This is a genomic window from Vibrio sp. Vb1337 (assembly GCF_033338715.1).
Classification (GTDB): Bacteria; Pseudomonadota; Gammaproteobacteria; order Enterobacterales; family Vibrionaceae; genus Vibrio; species Vibrio alginolyticus.
The window spans coordinates 335,070-349,979 of record NZ_JAWOTD010000003.1; the positions used below are offsets into that span (position 1 = coordinate 335,070).

General features: G+C 44.0%; 15 protein-coding genes. 8 read left to right on the forward strand and 7 right to left on the reverse strand.

Annotated features, from left to right (window positions below; all coding sequences use genetic code 11):
* The gene (locus tag R7E42_RS05295) at positions 1 to 894 is read right to left on the reverse strand and encodes a hypothetical protein (protein ID WP_031780904.1); all 894 of its coding nucleotides are present in this window, start codon (positions 892 to 894) and stop codon (positions 1 to 3) included.
* A 458-nt stretch (positions 895 to 1,352) separates the two neighbouring features.
* Between R7E42_RS05295 and R7E42_RS05300 the strand changes: the two genes are divergently transcribed.
* The 3 genes from R7E42_RS05300 (at position 1,353) to R7E42_RS05310 (ending at position 5,261) form a co-directional block, all read left to right on the forward strand.
* Positions 1,353 to 2,471 carry a polysaccharide export protein gene (locus tag R7E42_RS05300; protein WP_017820139.1) on the forward strand — a complete coding sequence of 373 codons (1,119 nt, stop codon included), beginning with the start codon at positions 1,353 to 1,355 and terminating at the stop codon, positions 2,469 to 2,471.
* A 129-nt stretch (positions 2,472 to 2,600) separates the two neighbouring features.
* Entirely contained in the window at positions 2,601 to 3,041 is a 441-nt protein-coding gene (locus tag R7E42_RS05305) for a low molecular weight phosphotyrosine protein phosphatase (protein WP_154204039.1), read from the forward strand.
* A gap of 51 nt (positions 3,042 to 3,092) precedes the next feature.
* The gene (locus tag R7E42_RS05310; protein ID WP_213875830.1) at positions 3,093 to 5,261 is read left to right on the forward strand and encodes a polysaccharide biosynthesis tyrosine autokinase; all 2,169 of its coding nucleotides are present in this window, start codon (positions 3,093 to 3,095) and stop codon (positions 5,259 to 5,261) included.
* A gap of 65 nt (positions 5,262 to 5,326) precedes the next feature.
* Here R7E42_RS05310 and R7E42_RS05315 read toward each other — a convergent pair whose 3' ends face one another.
* A complete protein-coding gene (locus R7E42_RS05315; protein ID WP_213962501.1) occupies positions 5,327 to 5,698 on the reverse strand; it encodes a hypothetical protein in 372 nt (123 codons plus the stop codon).
* A gap of 7 nt (positions 5,699 to 5,705) precedes the next feature.
* A complete protein-coding gene (locus R7E42_RS05320; RefSeq protein ID WP_017447198.1) occupies positions 5,706 to 6,014 on the reverse strand; it encodes a monooxygenase in 309 nt (102 codons plus the stop codon).
* Positions 6,015 to 6,123: 109 nt separating this feature from the next.
* Between R7E42_RS05320 and R7E42_RS05325 the strand changes: the two genes are divergently transcribed.
* From R7E42_RS05325 to R7E42_RS05335, 3 genes are all read left to right on the forward strand, one after another.
* Positions 6,124 to 7,014, forward strand: a complete 891-nt coding sequence (locus tag R7E42_RS05325) for a LysR family transcriptional regulator (RefSeq protein ID WP_318072404.1) — start codon at positions 6,124 to 6,126, stop codon at positions 7,012 to 7,014.
* A 280-nt stretch (positions 7,015 to 7,294) separates the two neighbouring features.
* Positions 7,295 to 8,560: a DUF1835 domain-containing protein gene (locus R7E42_RS05330; protein WP_318072405.1), complete on the forward strand. Its 1,266-nt coding sequence runs from the start codon at positions 7,295 to 7,297 to the stop codon at positions 8,558 to 8,560.
* Between the two features lie 389 nt (positions 8,561 to 8,949).
* Entirely contained in the window at positions 8,950 to 10,254 is a 1,305-nt protein-coding gene (locus R7E42_RS05335; RefSeq protein WP_238966368.1) for a dicarboxylate/amino acid:cation symporter, read from the forward strand.
* Positions 10,255 to 10,349: 95 nt separating this feature from the next.
* On the opposite strand, the gene R7E42_RS05340 is transcribed toward R7E42_RS05335, so the two are convergent.
* From R7E42_RS05340 to R7E42_RS05355, 4 genes are all read right to left on the reverse strand, one after another.
* Entirely contained in the window at positions 10,350 to 10,724 is a 375-nt protein-coding gene (locus R7E42_RS05340; RefSeq protein ID WP_009698021.1) for a YkvA family protein, read from the reverse strand.
* A 237-nt stretch (positions 10,725 to 10,961) separates the two neighbouring features.
* Positions 10,962 to 12,086, reverse strand: coding sequence for a M20 family metallopeptidase (locus R7E42_RS05345; RefSeq protein WP_238966369.1), 1,125 nt, complete (start codon positions 12,084 to 12,086; stop codon positions 10,962 to 10,964).
* A gap of 9 nt (positions 12,087 to 12,095) precedes the next feature.
* Positions 12,096 to 12,563 (reverse strand): YjiG family protein, encoded by a 468-nt coding sequence (locus tag R7E42_RS05350; RefSeq protein WP_005374849.1) that lies wholly within the window; start codon positions 12,561 to 12,563, stop codon positions 12,096 to 12,098.
* Positions 12,563 to 13,303, reverse strand: a complete 741-nt coding sequence (locus tag R7E42_RS05355; protein WP_213891063.1) for a nucleoside recognition domain-containing protein — start codon at positions 13,301 to 13,303, stop codon at positions 12,563 to 12,565. Before R7E42_RS05355 ends, R7E42_RS05350 begins: the two co-directional genes overlap by 1 nt.
* Positions 13,304 to 13,832: 529 nt before the next feature.
* Here R7E42_RS05355 and R7E42_RS05360 point away from each other — a divergent pair.
* Together R7E42_RS05360 and R7E42_RS05365 are read left to right on the forward strand one after the other, a co-directional pair.
* Entirely contained in the window at positions 13,833 to 14,039 is a 207-nt protein-coding gene (locus R7E42_RS05360) for a copper resistance protein (protein WP_238966370.1), read from the forward strand.
* Positions 14,040 to 14,135: 96 nt separating this feature from the next.
* A complete protein-coding gene (locus tag R7E42_RS05365) occupies positions 14,136 to 14,852 on the forward strand; it encodes a DsbA family protein (RefSeq protein WP_238966371.1) in 717 nt (238 codons plus the stop codon).
* Positions 14,853 to 14,910 lie beyond the last annotated feature (58 nt).

Consider the following 14,910-nt stretch of genomic DNA (forward strand, 5'->3'; position numbering starts at 1 on the left):
TTAGTTACCGCCTGTCGCGCCAGTGCCTGGACCCGGTGGATCTTCAGGTTCAATTGGCTCACCGACTTCCGCATCTGGAATTTGTGGTACGTCAGGTTCGATATCTTCTAATGGAATGTCGTTATCGATAGCCTCTTGTACATCTGCAACAACTTTCTGAGTATCTTCAGCTGGAATCGTTACGTAGATAACATCTCCTGAATCATTCTCAGGATAATTTGGGTTCGCCGCGATTACATCTTCTGTGATTGCTTTTGCAGCAACAGCTACAGCTTCAGGCGAAGCTGTTGGGTTCGCTTTGATGATATCTGATACAACGTTTGCTGTTGCAACTAGCTGAGTAGCAAGTGCGCTGTTACCACCCTCACTGCCAAGTCCTGCTACTACAGATTCTGTATCACGAAGGATTTCGTCAACTGTTTTACCACTTGCATTGATATCGATACCCAAATTCTCGAATACTTTTTCAGCGATATCAGAAGAGTATACTTCACCATCTTTTAAAGAGTTAGCAACCAAAGTCGTAAATGGAGAGCCTGTTACCAATGAATCCGCCTGGGCTAGGCCTTGAGGGATTTTGTAGTCAGATGTAATAGGTTTGCCATTTGACGCGTCTTTACTATCTTCTGTGTGCGTTAATACGAAAGCACAATCACCTGGCGCATTTACAACGTTGATATTTTCAAAACGCGCTTTACCAACCATACCTTCATAGTTTGTTGTATTTTCAATCGCGTCGTATGTCTCACCACCACATACTGCTTGAACTTTCATGCCGATAACAGCTGGGTCATAAGCCTGAACTGAGTATCTTTTTACCTCAGGGTCGCTGTCACTACCACAACCTGCTAGTAGGACTGCTGCCACACTTGCCGTTAAAAGTTTGATTTTCAAAATTAGCTCCAATATTTGTTGTTATATCCGACCGCAACAGGAAGCATAACGGCAGTTGCATATAGTGTAAATAGGATGCATACAACTTTGGCATGAGTTTTTTCACATTCTTGCCTGTTTGCTTGTGCAAAATCATGCATTCATCTCAATAACGCTAAATAGACACAATTTTGTCATGTATTCGTCAGTATTTTTTCGAGTAACTTGTTGCCTTTATTGCAACCAGATGGATAATAGTTGACTATTTTTTGTGGGTCGGATTTTCACACCTTCATTAATAAAACTAAGAGCTCTAAGTTGCTAGCAGCCATTTGGAGTGTTTATTACACAAATAATTCTGAATGGACTCGCTTTCTAAAGGCTTAAAACTGCAGTAAATCGTCAATATTGATGAAACGCAGTTCAATTAGAATGAATCAATTTCAGTCGGCAAACTTTCTTTCGGTAGTTATAAACCAATGAACACATTTAATAAATTTTTGGGGATATCAGTACTTCCAATCCTTCTTACAGGGTGTACTTTGCCTGGTAGCCACCTTTCGGTCAGTGACAAAACAGTCATGAGCACTGAATCGAGTGATATAGAGTCTCAGGTTACCGTTTATCCCTTAACTTTGGAGCGCGTAACGTCTTTAAATTCAGTGGACCCTTTTTCAAAACCAAACCCAGAGTTAGATATTGAAATCGCAAAATATGAATACGAAGTAGGACCTGGCGATATCCTAAATATCACTATTTGGGATCACCCAGAGCTAACGATCCCAGCGGGCTCATACCGAAGCTCAGCCGAAGCGGGTAACTGGGTGCATTCGGATGGCACGATCTTCTACCCTTACATAGGTGTCGTACATGTTGAAGGCAAAAACGTACGTCAGATTCGTGCAGACATTGCAAGCCGCCTTGCAAAATACATTGAGAGCCCACAGGTCGATGTAAGCGTTGCGGCATTTCGCTCTAAAAAGACTTATGTAACTGGCGAAGTTAACAAGCCAGGACAACAACCAATTACAAACATCCCCCTTACACTTCTAGATGCTGTGAATAGAGCTGGCGGACTGGCTGCCGAGGCTGATTGGCGTAATGCGACACTGACACGCAATGGCGTTGTTGAAAACGTTTCTTTGTATGCTCTGATGCAACAAGGCGATTTAACTCAAAACCGCCTTCTAAAGCCTGGCGATATTGTTCATATTCCTCGAAACGATGCGCAAAAAGTATTTGTTATGGGCGAGGTTAACGATCCGAAATTACTCAAAATTGATCGTAGCGGCATGAGCCTTACTGAGGCTCTTAGCAGTGTTGGTGGTATCAGTGAAATCTCCGCAGATGCTACCGGTGTGTTTGTCATCAGACGTTCAAAAGAAGAAGCTAAAATGGCGGACATTTATCAGCTAGATGTTTCTGACGCTTCTGCTTTGGTGATTGGTACTGAGTTTGATCTCAACCCTTACGACATAGTCTATGTGACGGCTGCACCTGTTAGTCGTTGGAATCGTGTGATTGCTCAGCTCGTTCCAACCATTTCCGGCTTTAATGAACTAACTGAAGGTGTACTACGAGTACGCACTTGGCCGTAAAACAACGTGCCGCAAGAAAATTATCTCTTGCGGCACGTAATCGATAGCTACTCAGCTCAATTGCGCAATATAAAGAAGCCAGCAATTCAGTTGAGATCATAAGCATACAATTTAAAGTAGGGTAAGCATTTGTTTTCTAATATTCTTGTCGTCTGTGTCGGTAATATTTGCCGCTCTCCAACAGGAGAGCGGCTTTTGCAGTCTTTACTACCAAACAAACATGTCGCATCAGCAGGAATCGCAGTAGATAAGAGCCATCTAACGGGAAAAGCTGCTGACGAGATGGCAACCACTATCGCGAACGAACGTGGCGTAAGCTTAGATGGACACGAAGCACGACAATTAACACCAGAGCTTTGCGCTCAATACGATCTGATATTGGTTATGGAAAAAGGTCATTTAGAAGCCTTAACCAAAATCGCTCCTGAGGCACGAGGTAAAACGATGCTGTTTGGACAGTGGATAAATGAACAAAACATCCCTGATCCATACAGACAAAGTAGAGAAGCTTTCGAACATGCATATACGCTTATAGAAAAAGCAGCAAAAGCGTGGTCTCAAAAACTATAAGCCGCAAGGCTAAATAAACGCCAATGGCAAGGTATTTAAGAAGTTAAAGTAATGACAACACAAACTATTAAGCAATCACGTCAAGCCGACGATGAGATCGATTTGGGAAAGTTATTTGGGATCATTCTCGATGCCAAATGGCTCATTCTATGTGCCGTAGTCCTATTTTCGATTATAGGCGTCGGCGTTGCCATTCTATCAACACCTATCTATAAAGCTGACGCTCTTATCCAAATCGAAAGTAAGAGTTCAGGTGGTATTTCAGCGATGGTTGGTGATATGGGAGAGCTGTTTTCAGCAGAATCATCAGCGACAACAGAAATAGAGATCATCAAATCTCGTATGATCTTGGGCGGTACTGTTGATAAGTTCAACTTAACGACTGTCGTTTCTCCAAACTACATGCCAATTATTGGTAAAGGTCTAGCTCGACTACAAGGTGAGCAAATCAGTCTGAGCGTTTCACGATTTAATGCTCCTTCTTACGCAGTTGGCGTTCCTTTAACTCTTGAAGTTATTGATTCTGAAAAACAGACGTTCAGGCTCTTAGAAGATGACAATAACGTCATTCTAGAAGGTAAAGTTGGTGAACTGCTTGAGAAGAATGGATACCAGTTTTTGGCGACTGAACTTGTGGCTCAAACTGGTGACTCATTCACGGTCAGCAAAATCAGTAAATTAGATGCAATTAATAAACTTCAAGAAAACTTATCGATTAGCGAACGTGGTAAGCAAACCGGGATTATATCTTTAAGCTTCTCTGGTGAAGACCGCGCTAAGATTCAAGATATCTTGAACGACATTAGCCAAAACTACTTCTTACAAAACGTTCAAAGAAATTCTGCAGAGGCAGAGCAAAGCCTCGAGTTCTTGAAAGGTCACCTCCCAGACATCAAAACAAAACTGACCGCTTCTGAAGACGTTTTAAATCGATTCCGTCAAGAAAATGAATCTATCGATTTAGGCCTTGAAGCTCAGTCAACGCTGAAAGTAATGGTTGAGTTAGAAGCACAGCTAAATGAGCTTACATTCAAAGAAAGTGAGATCAGCCAACGCTTCACACAGGATCACCCAGCTTATAAGTCGCTACTTGATAAACGTGAAACACTACTAAAAGAGAAAGAACGTCTTAATAAACAAGTTCAAAAGTTACCGAAAACACAGCGTGAAGTTCTACGTATGACACGCGATGTAGAAGTAAACCAACAAATCTACATCCAACTATTGAACAAGGTTCAAGAGCTCAACATTATTAAAGCCGGAACAGTTGGCAACGTTCGAATCTTAGATAACGCTCAATCTTTCTCTAAGCCAATCAAGCCGAAAAAAGCGCTTATCGTTGTGCTAGCAACACTGCTTGGCGGTATGGCAGGCGTGGCTTTCGTATTAATTCGTGCAGCATTCCACCGTGGTGTGGAAACACCAGATCAAATTGAACAGATTGGCATGCCAGTTTACGCAAGCGTTCCAAAATCTATTCAACAACTGGAATTTGCAAACAAGCTTAAGCGCAACAAAGGCAGCAACAATGAGCTAGTCCTTCTAGCGGAAGCTAACCCAGCCGATCTTTCCATTGAGGCTCTACGTAGTCTTCGCACTAGCTTGCACTTTGCAATGATGGAAGCGAAGAATAACGTTCTTATGATTTCAGGCCCTGCACCATCTATCGGCAAAACATTTGTATCGACCAACTTTGCGGCCGTCGCTGCGAAAACCGGTCAGAAAGTGCTGCTTATTGATGCGGATATGCGTAAAGGTTATTTGCAGCAATGCTTCGGTCTACGCTGGGACAACGGTCTTTCTGATTACTTGAGCGGTAAGACATCCCTTAGCAACATCATTAAATCTACATCCATTGATAATTTAGATGTTGTGACTCGCGGCCAAGTACCACCAAATCCGTCAGAACTTCTTATGCACCCTCGCTTCAAGAGCTTTGTTGACGAGATGTCTGCACAATACGATCTAGTCATCATCGATACGCCGCCTGTACTCGCAGTTACCGACCCAAGCATTGTTGGCGCGCTTGCAGGAACAACTCTGATGGTCGCTCGTTTTGATCAAACGACTTTGAAGGAGATTGAAGTCGCGCAAGGTCGCTTCGAGCAATCAGGCGTTGAAGTTAAAGGTGTGATTCTCAATGCGGTTGAGAAAAAAGCATCTAACTCATACGGCTATGGATACGGCTACTATAACTACGCGTACAAAAGCGAATCATAAATTGAATTTAGATCGCTAATTAAATCAAATATGACAAAGCCCTGCTAGAAACAGCAGGGCTTTTTCTATTGCACTCTTAATTGCTTGTACGTAATCAGACTAAGCAAGACAAAGAATATTGGGTCACTCCAACCAAAACCGACAAATACTCCGATAATGCCGGCATAGGTAGTAATCACTGCCCCTAACCCATTAGTAATAAATAATGCTTTAAACAGCTGTTTCGCAGTCTTACCAGATTCCACATCTCGTAGCATCAAACTCACCGCAGCGATTCCACCTAAAAAGATCGATGTATGTTGCGATAAAAACAGCGCGTATTGGTCGTTAATTTGTACGCCATACATCGGCCACATCATGGTTGGTACAAAAAACAACGCAAAAGCGAATACCGTATATATGACGCCATGAACGGTTAGAAAAGTGCGGTTGGTCATCATCTCCTTATCCTCCAATAGGCCCTTGATTGATCGTCGTTAACGGCAGATTGATATCGAAGATTTGACCTCGTACTTCGACTACGCCCATTTTTCGTAAGCGTGCGGCATGCATTTCGAGATAAGCTTGCGCCGTGGCTTCATCTTCAAAAAGATAGATACCACCACCGAGTTTGTCTTTTTCGCTTTCCGTCCAAATTTTCCAAATCATACCCGGCTCTTGGTTAATTGACTGAGCTAAGTCGACCAGAGTATTCGACATCTCTTCACCAAACGGACCATGAAATTCAAAATCAACTTGCAATAATTTCGCCATCTTGAGTCTCCTCTTATTATTGACTCGCTTTCGATGACAAGATTATTACCTTTATAAAACTGACAAAAAAGTTCATAATTTTGCCATTAACTGTCTAAAAAATTGACTCATGAGACTAAAAACGACCTTAGAACAATGGCAAACGCTACAAGCGATTGATCAAGAAGGTAGCATTCAATCTGCAGCTTTGCTGCTCAACAAGAGCCATACCACATTGATCTACTCGGTGAGGAAGTTAGAAGACCAACTTGGTATCCAACTTATCGAAGTACGAGGGCGCAAAGCAGGTTTGACTGAGCACGGCAAAACCATACTGCGTCGTGCACAATCCATGCTTGAACAAGCGCGGGAACTGGAAGTCATCAGCGAGCAGTTAAAAAGTGGGGTGGAATCTCAAATCACGGTCGCAATAGATCATCTTTGTGACCCTTGTTGGCTTTATGCACCACTCAGTCAATTTTTGGAGGACAACAACACGACCTCCGTTCAAGTGGTTGAAACGTCACTGAGCAAAACAACCGAAATGGTCGTAAATGAGCTCGCTGACATCGCAATCATCAACTTACCGATAACCAACTACCCTGCCGAAGCATTTGGCGTAACAACCATGCTGCCTGTAGTCGCAGCACACCATCCACTCGCTAAAAAGCCGCATGTTTCCATCGACGATTTTGCAACCACCAGCCAAATTGTCATCCGTGACTTAGGCAATTCAGACAAAACGAAAAGAGATGTGGGTTGGTTACGCGCACGTCAGCGTATTACCGTCGATAACTTCGACCACGCTTTTCACGCCGTAGAGCAAGGCGCTGGATTTTGTCGGCTACCAGCGCACTTAGTCGCAGCCCGCAAGAGCGATAAAATTAAAGTATTGGAGATCGAACACTCCCATCAATATCAAGTTGCGCTGCACCTCACTTTGCCCAAAGGAGCCAAAAGTGGTCCTGCGACTCAAGCGCTTTATCGAACTTTACTCAAAAGTGTAGAAACTCGAGCCTAGCGACAGTGGTATTGAGTTGAATCGCTAGTGTTATCGCCTATTGATTCTCCCTAAATATAGGGAAACGGCCATTTTGTGACGCTACACTCTCACAAAAGGTTGCACGAAGGATAGCGACCACCTACTATCACTCTGCTCATGCCTAAAGCACCCAACACTCGCGGAAAGAACTCGGTTCACGGCAATATCCTCACCTGCTTGGTTTAGCAGGCACAATCTGTTTTTACCTTCTTTTTAGCTTCTATTTAGGCGAGTGTGGAAGAAATAAGAAAGGTGAAATATGAACTCTACAAATAGCTTCTCGATCAATATCAATCAGCAAAAATCCATTGCTAAAAAAAGGCTCAAAGCTATCCGCCTATACGATGACGCTACGTTGGAGTTAGTTAAGCGATGTCACTCCAAACCAGAGTCATTGACTCCCAATACAATTCAATTGGCTGACGTTCAACATGCACTCGCAAGAGAACTGGGCTTATCCAGTTGGAGTAAACTAAAAGCTCATGTCGAAGAGCTAGAAGCGCACAAACGAGCCATCAAAGAACAAAAACCGCCCCTAGATGCGAAAGTAAAAACGCTACACGTTCGTTGTGGCCACGACATTCAACAACAACTAAAAGCCAGCGGATTTGAAGGGACATTTTTAGCCCTGATCGATCCGCTTTGTATTGGCCCCATACCAGCAACACCACAGAACTTCCTTGCCATTCGTGCCCAATATGTCGTAGAGACTCTGCTGCCTGTGATGAAGCGTGAAGACTCGGTTCAAGATATAGTCACATTGGAACAATCAAACCTCGATCTGTTGCAAAGTGATGTATTTGAACGAATCGTCTTTTGGGTCGAACATGACAGCTATGATCAATTGATGCTAATTCGTGCTCTAACACTGTTAGAGAATGTAGAGAACAAAGTGATAGAGATCATTGAGTTGAACCAGTTTCCGGGTACTGAGCGATTCATCGGCTTTGGGCAGTTGCCTGAAGAAGCTATTCGTTCTTGTTGGCGATATCGTAAACCCGTATCTGCTAAGTTATTGAGCCAAGCAAAGCAGTGTTGGCAAGCAGTGTCATGTTCCTCACCAAAAGCTATCGTCAGTTTGATAGAGCAACATCAACTGGATTGCTTACCCAATATACTCGACGTGCTTAAGCGCCATTTGCAAGAGTTACCTAATTCACAAACTGGATTGAGCTTGACACAACACCTCGCACTAAAGGTTTTGAACTCGCAAAATCGTTCAATTCCCATCAAAGATTGGTTTGAGCAATATCAACAACTAGAACCTCTTCCTTACCTAGGAGACGTGATGTTTTACGCGTTACTCCTCCCTCTAGCACAGTGTCAAACACCTTTGATCACGATTGAGCCACGTGAAAGGCACTGGTGGGAACAAAGCGTCCGTATCACTGAGGCTGGCAAGCAGTGTTTGGAGGGTTTAATACGAGCGAAACAATGCTATTGGGTTGGAGGGATTAAAAATACCAGTCAAAGTTATTGGAGCTGGGATCACCTCCAACTAACTACACTTGCCAACCATCATTGAGTTGACAAATATGAAAGCATAAAAGGTTCGTTGGCTCTGATGAACACTCAATACTAAAGTATCGCTAAAGAAGCGACCGCTAGTCTGAATACAACTTAAATAGTTATGCAGAAATGCATCCACTCAAAGAGAGTATGCACTCTATCTCTTATTAGAATTTATTGTAAATCCTCTTTGTTATCGGTTGTATATTCGATAAAAGTGTTAAAATACAAACTTTTTATCCAGCCAATTCGTTAATATTTGGTTAAAATTCCATTTTTATTAGTGATAAAGTTCACATCTATTAACCATTTAGAGGATTATTCTTTCGTATTTTCTCACTCCGCTGCTAATCTGCTCGCCGCTTTGAAGTGAACTCAAGGTGCATAACTATAAGGAGTGTTCTCATGAATACCAAGAAACCGATGTCGCTCACCAGCCGCGTAATTTTAGGTATGGTAGCGGGTATCTTGACAGGATTTGCAATTCGCACACTTTTTGCCGACAACGGATTTGTCGACGCATACATTGTTAATGGATTATTCGAAGTTGGTGGACAGATCTTCGTTGCCAGCTTAAAAATGCTTGTTGTACCGCTAGTATTTGTTTCGCTAGTTTGTGGTACCAGCTCTCTAAAAGACCTCTCTACACTGGGTCGCATGGGTGGTAAAACCCTTGCTTTCTACGTAGCAACAACCGCTATCGCAATCACACTTGCTCTAACCATGGGTACGCTATTCCAGCCGGGTGCTGGTGCAGACCTAACGGCAGCAAGTTCATTCAAATCAGCAGAAGCACCATCTTTGGGTCAGGTGATCATTGATATGTTCCCGACTAACCCAATCAGCGCAATGGCAGAAGGTAAAACCCTGCAAGTTATCGTGTTCGCCGTCCTATTCGGTATCGCGATCAGTGCAGCAGGTAAGCCAGGCGAGCGTATCGCAGCATTCTTCTCTGATCTGAATGAAGTGATCATGAAACTGGTCGCGATTTTGATGAACTTGGCGCCTTATGGGGTGTTCTTCTTAATGGCGAAGCTATTTACTGGTCTTGGTCTGGGCGCGATCGTCAATCTGGCAGAGTACTTCTTAGTACTGGCTGGTACGCTTGTCCTACACGGTCTAGTTACTTACAGCTTAATGTTAAAAGGTTTCACAGGTCTAAACCCAATTACGTTCCTACGTAAGATGGAAGACGCGATCATGTTTGCTTTTTCTACAGCATCATCGAACGCGACGATTCCAGTGACAATGGAAACAGCAAAGCACCGCATGGGTGTTGAGAACCGTGTATCATCGTTCACAGTACCACTTGGTGCAACCGTGAACATGGACGGTACGGCGATCATGCAAGGCGTAGCAACTGCGTTTATTGCTCAAGCTTTCAATATTGATTTAACTATGGGCGATTACCTAATGGTTATCATGACGGCAACTCTGGCGTCTATCGGTACCGCAGGTGTCCCTGGTGTGGGTCTAGTAATGTTGGCAATGGTATTGAACCAAGTAGGTCTGCCTCTAGAGGGCATTGCACTTATAATGGGTGTTGACCGTCTTCTTGATATGATTCGTACCGCGGTAAACATCACTGGAGACAGTGCAGTAACCGTCATCGTTGCGAAATCAGAAGGTGCATTGGATGAAGCTCGCTTCAACGACCCAATGGCAGGCGTAGCCGAAGAAGAAGTGCACCTGAAGCGCACGGAAGCATAAACCCTTCCAAACTCAATTATCCTGTCTAAATGAAAGCCCCGATGGAAACATCGGGGCTTTTGTTTTATCTGGAATCTAAAGAATAGGTAATAACCCTACTCCGTCATCGAACTCAGTTTTTCTCTCGCTTGTTCTTCATGCTCGTCGGTGATGGCATTGCCGACCGAGTTCGCCGCTAGAGTCAACGCTGCCATGTCATCGGTAAAGCCGACACCTGCTAACACGTCTGGCACCATATCTGTTGGTAGGACGAAGTAAGCCAACGCACCACCTAAGATTGCCTTGTGGCGAACAGAGGTGTTGGAATCTGCCATCGCGAGCCATGATTTAATGCCCATAACAGCAATCTCTTCGCCTGCTTTCTTGACGGAATTTTTCATTTTACGCCAGAAGGTTTTCTCATCTGGCGCTTGCATCGTTTGGTCTAAGACGTCATCGGACGCCGAATTTACAGACATGCTTGTGGTCATCGTGCCTCCTAAATTTATGACTGTGGCATAGATATTATGACCATGAACCTGAACGTAGGATTAATAGCGCGTAATGATAATGAAGGAAGGAAACAAAATGGCTAGATAAAAAATCCCCAAACCGAAGTCCGGGGATTATTGCTTTGGAGACAAAAAGTCTTGGAAATCAAAAGTCTTAGAAACCAAATGGTTTTGAAACCAACAGCTTTGGGAACCAAGCTTTAGAAGCAGAATGCCTTATTGAGCAATCTTCTCCAGTACACGCATCAGCATTTTGATACGTGGTTCAATAGACTCAAGCAACAAGTACTCTTGATCACTGTGGAAGCCTGCACCGATAGGCCCTAGACCATCCAAAGTTGGAACGCCAAGAATCGCCGTGTTGTTTGCATCAGAGCCGCCACCCACTTCCTTCCAATTGATGTCGATCGCCAGTTCACTTGCCGCTTCTTCAACTAGCATCATCAGGCTTTCTGTTTGTGGGCTTGGCACCATAGAAGGCTTATAAGCTTCACGAACCAATTCGATACTCACACCATCAACGAACGGTGTTTCCAGCGTACCGTTTAGCTTGCTGTCGACATCATCGTATTCTTCGTTGCTCCAGAAACGCACATCCACGATCGCTTCAGCGTGCTCAGGGACGATGTTCGCACCGTTGCCGCCAGAAACAATGCCGACGTTCAGCGTAGTACCAGATTCAAAGTTGGTCATTGCATTGACAGCCAGAATCCAATTCGCCATCTCAGTGATTGCGCTGCGGCCGTTTTCTGGCTCGTTACCTGCGTGAGCAGCAACGCCATTAAAGGTCATTTTGTAGCGAGCCATGCCTTTGCGCGCTTTCACTAAACCACCGTCTGCACGTGCTGCTTCTGCAACCAGCACATTCTTAGCGTTTTTCGCTACTGATTGAATCCAATCCACAGAGTCCAGAGAGCCCGTCTCTTCATCTGGGTTCATGCAGATAGCGATAGACAACTTATCCAACACCGCTTGGTCTAGATTGCGCATCGCGTATACGATGTTCAGCAAGCCAGATTTCATGTCCGAGACGCCCGGACCGTAGGCTTTCTCTGCATCTTGAGACATTGGACGAAGCTCAGCAGTACCCACAGGGAACACGGTATCCATGTGACCAATCAGCATTACGTCGATTTGCTCAGCTTCCGGCTTGTTTCGAACTTCAAGACCGATGCCCGCTCTGCCACAGTCGATGCGTTTTACGCTCCAACCTGACATCGCTTGGTACTTCTCTTCAAATTGAGAAGCGATAAACTCGATACCATCAGTCGTGTAAGTGCCACAATCCACATTAATCAGCGGACGTAGCTCTTCTAGATATTCATTTAGAGAGAATTGCATGACTCACTCCTAGACAAACAGATTCATCACCAGCATTGCGCCAAACGCGTTCAATACTGAGATTGCAATCATAACTGGGATGTAACGACCTTCAGTACCAATTGGACCCATGATACGACCCATGTACTGAACTTGAGAGCCCATTAGGTAGATAGCAGGCGCAAGAATCGCAATGTGCGTACCGTTCAGGATACCTTGGTCAAACAGCGTAATCACTACGCCAACCGCACCGCCCATCGACATCCAAGCACCGATCAATACCGCTGCTGCTTCACCCGGAAGACCAAACACTGCCATGATTGGAGAAAACACCGTGCCCATCAGATCCAACGCGCCAGTGATTTGAAGCGCTTTGATGATAACGAACGCCATCAATACGTTAGGCACCGTAGAGGTAGTCGCAATTACCCAGCCTTTCTTAGCACCCTCGACGAAGATATCCGTCACCATTGGTTTTTTCGCTTTAACGTCACCCATTATGCCGTCTCCTCTTTTAGGTTCTCTGATTTGTTTTGGTCTTGCTTGTCTTCTTTACCTTCCGTCATGTTCAGGTAGATACGGAACAGGTTCGCGCCGATGATCTTAAATGCGAACATCACCACAACTGCTAAACCAATAGAAGACGTTACTGCTAGAGAGCCGTCAGCCATCGTCAGTGTGAACAGCACAGCACCCGATGAGAAGAAGTTCACGATGGTTGCACCTGCAGTGAACTGGAACATGGTAAATACGTCCGTTTCACGCTTAGTTAGGTGACCTTCGTCTTTTAGCTGACGCGTCATTGCCGCACCTGCATCGGTACTTTGTAGAGAAGCAATTAAAGCCAGACCAGAGTTACCAGGGATGCCCATTAGAGGACGTAGAAGAGGAGTAAGAAGCTTACGAGCTGCTTCAAGTGCACCGTAGTGCTCAAGTACGTTGATCATACCTAATGCGAACATAACGGTTGGAATCAAAGTAAGTGCGAAAATGAAACCGTCACGAGCACCGCTACCGCCAGTACCACGGAAAGATGTGGTCGCAGCTTGTACCTCGCCATCCGCACCTTCCGTTACGCCGTAAGCCACTTTACCGAAAGAGCCATTAAGCGTTGTAAAGTCGAATACACCGTACCATTCGTTGGATTGCATCAGACCAGAAAAGAACACAACCGCAAACGCCAGAGCAACGTAGCACCCCAGTGTAACTTTACGCTCAGTTTGAACAGGAATTTTCATAACATTACCTACACATGTGGAACTTAACACATATGTTCACCTGAATAATGTGCTAGAGAGATGATCAAAATCAATCCGCCTGCCGAACATTATCGCGACTCAGTTATGAAGTTTTGTTTTATGATTCCAATCACAATTGAAAGATAATAAAAATTTGTGCTAACAATTAGGTATATTAATCTATGTCGATAGCTCACGACTTCTTCATCAACTCAACAAATGATTCTGACGAATATTGCTTTCTACAACATTCATGACGTACTTCATACTTTGGCATTGAGGCAATATCGATTAACTCGAAAGTAACATTCAGCCACGAAATTTAGGTTAGGATGGCCCGGTCATATGTAAACGGCATAAACCAGAATTAACAGGACTATACGACCCATTGTTACGCTCACAATATAAAATAGCCAAATGGACACTCGCCCTCGTGCTTTGGGTGGTGATGATATGCTTAAGCCAAAATTCTGGTTTCTCGAAAAGCTGCCCGAAGGCTCACCAAATACAGAGTCAGCAAGATGAGAGTGTGAATTTATCACCATCTTGCGACCTTTCAGAAAAGCTGGTTCAAGCGTACCAACATCAGTTTGATCATATTCTTATTCCATTTTTTCTGTTTACTTTGATTGTGGCGCTGCCGATGACAACCACAGCAATTCGTTATCTGGAATACACAGAACCGATACCGGAAAAGTATCGGGTTCACCTAAAACTTTGCGTATTTAGAGAATAAAGCCAGCAAGGCGAGAGACCTTTCTGCCTGACTTTTGTAAATATTTTATTCACTTCACATAACAAACAACGAAATTTAAAAGTTTTAGGAAATATTATGACATTCACTCGTACACTTTTGGCGTTAACGATGGCTATCGTACCTGCCGTATCTTTCGCATCAGAAAAGACCGCAGAACAAAAGCTAGAGGAAGTTACTCAGATACTAAAAGAAAACCCTCAAATTCTTGATTCATTGCACCAAAACCTTCAAGAGTACATTGCGTATCAACAGTCATTTGGCGACACCTTGAAGGAGGTTCGTCAATATCTAAGTGATGGCAAACATTCCTCTTTTGGTGCTGAAAACCCTGAGTTAACCATTATTAACGTAACAGACTACAGCTGCCCTTTTTGTAAACGTTTAGAAGGAGAGCTGGTCAAAGTTGGTAAGGAATATCCGCAGGTAAAAGTGCTTAACCTCAATGTCTCTTTTAAAGAACAATACGAGAAAAACGGCTACAACTCGGCAAGTTACGCATTAAATGTTTGGCAAAACCAGCGAGATAAGTACGGACAAGTGCATGAGTTATTGGTGAAAAAACCGGGCGCACATGACGCACGTTCCTTAAATCAAATCGCGAAAAAAACGGGGACAGAAGCACAGCTTGTCGACGACAAAGAGACCAAGGCGTTGCTTGATAAAAACTATCAGTATTTCACGCAACTTGGTTTACGCGGCACGCCCGCGTTGATCATTAATGATCAAGTCATTCCTGGCTATGTGCCGTTTGACGAGCTAGAAAAAGTCATCGACCAAGAACTGGCGAACTAATACAACAAAGCCCTTCCCTGATAACTCAAGGAAGGGCTTTTTCTATCTAGGCTTAAAA

What these genes read in the sequence shown, in the direction of transcription:
- R7E42_RS05300 (WP_017820139.1), top strand. Translation starts at nt 1,353, where the DNA reads ATGAACACATTTAATAAATTTTTGGGGATATCAGTACTTCCAATCCTT.
- R7E42_RS05310 (WP_213875830.1), top strand. Translation starts at nt 3,093, where the DNA reads ATGACAACACAAACTATTAAGCAATCACGTCAAGCCGACGATGAGATC.
- R7E42_RS05315 (WP_213962501.1), bottom strand. Translation starts at nt 5,698, where the DNA reads ATGACCAACCGCACTTTTCTAACCGTTCATGGCGTCATATATACGGTA.
- R7E42_RS05320 (WP_017447198.1), bottom strand. Translation starts at nt 6,014, where the DNA reads ATGGCGAAATTATTGCAAGTTGATTTTGAATTTCATGGTCCGTTTGGT.
- R7E42_RS05325 (WP_318072404.1), top strand. Translation starts at nt 6,124, where the DNA reads ATGAGACTAAAAACGACCTTAGAACAATGGCAAACGCTACAAGCGATT.
- R7E42_RS05330 (WP_318072405.1), top strand. Translation starts at nt 7,295, where the DNA reads ATGAACTCTACAAATAGCTTCTCGATCAATATCAATCAGCAAAAATCC.
- R7E42_RS05335 (WP_238966368.1), top strand. Translation starts at nt 8,950, where the DNA reads ATGAATACCAAGAAACCGATGTCGCTCACCAGCCGCGTAATTTTAGGT.
- R7E42_RS05340 (WP_009698021.1), bottom strand. Translation starts at nt 10,724, where the DNA reads ATGACCACAAGCATGTCTGTAAATTCGGCGTCCGATGACGTCTTAGAC.
- R7E42_RS05345 (WP_238966369.1), bottom strand. Translation starts at nt 12,086, where the DNA reads ATGCAATTCTCTCTAAATGAATATCTAGAAGAGCTACGTCCGCTGATT.
- R7E42_RS05350 (WP_005374849.1), bottom strand. Translation starts at nt 12,563, where the DNA reads ATGGGTGACGTTAAAGCGAAAAAACCAATGGTGACGGATATCTTCGTC.
- R7E42_RS05355 (WP_213891063.1), bottom strand. Translation starts at nt 13,303, where the DNA reads ATGAAAATTCCTGTTCAAACTGAGCGTAAAGTTACACTGGGGTGCTAC.
- R7E42_RS05365 (WP_238966371.1), top strand. Translation starts at nt 14,136, where the DNA reads ATGACATTCACTCGTACACTTTTGGCGTTAACGATGGCTATCGTACCT.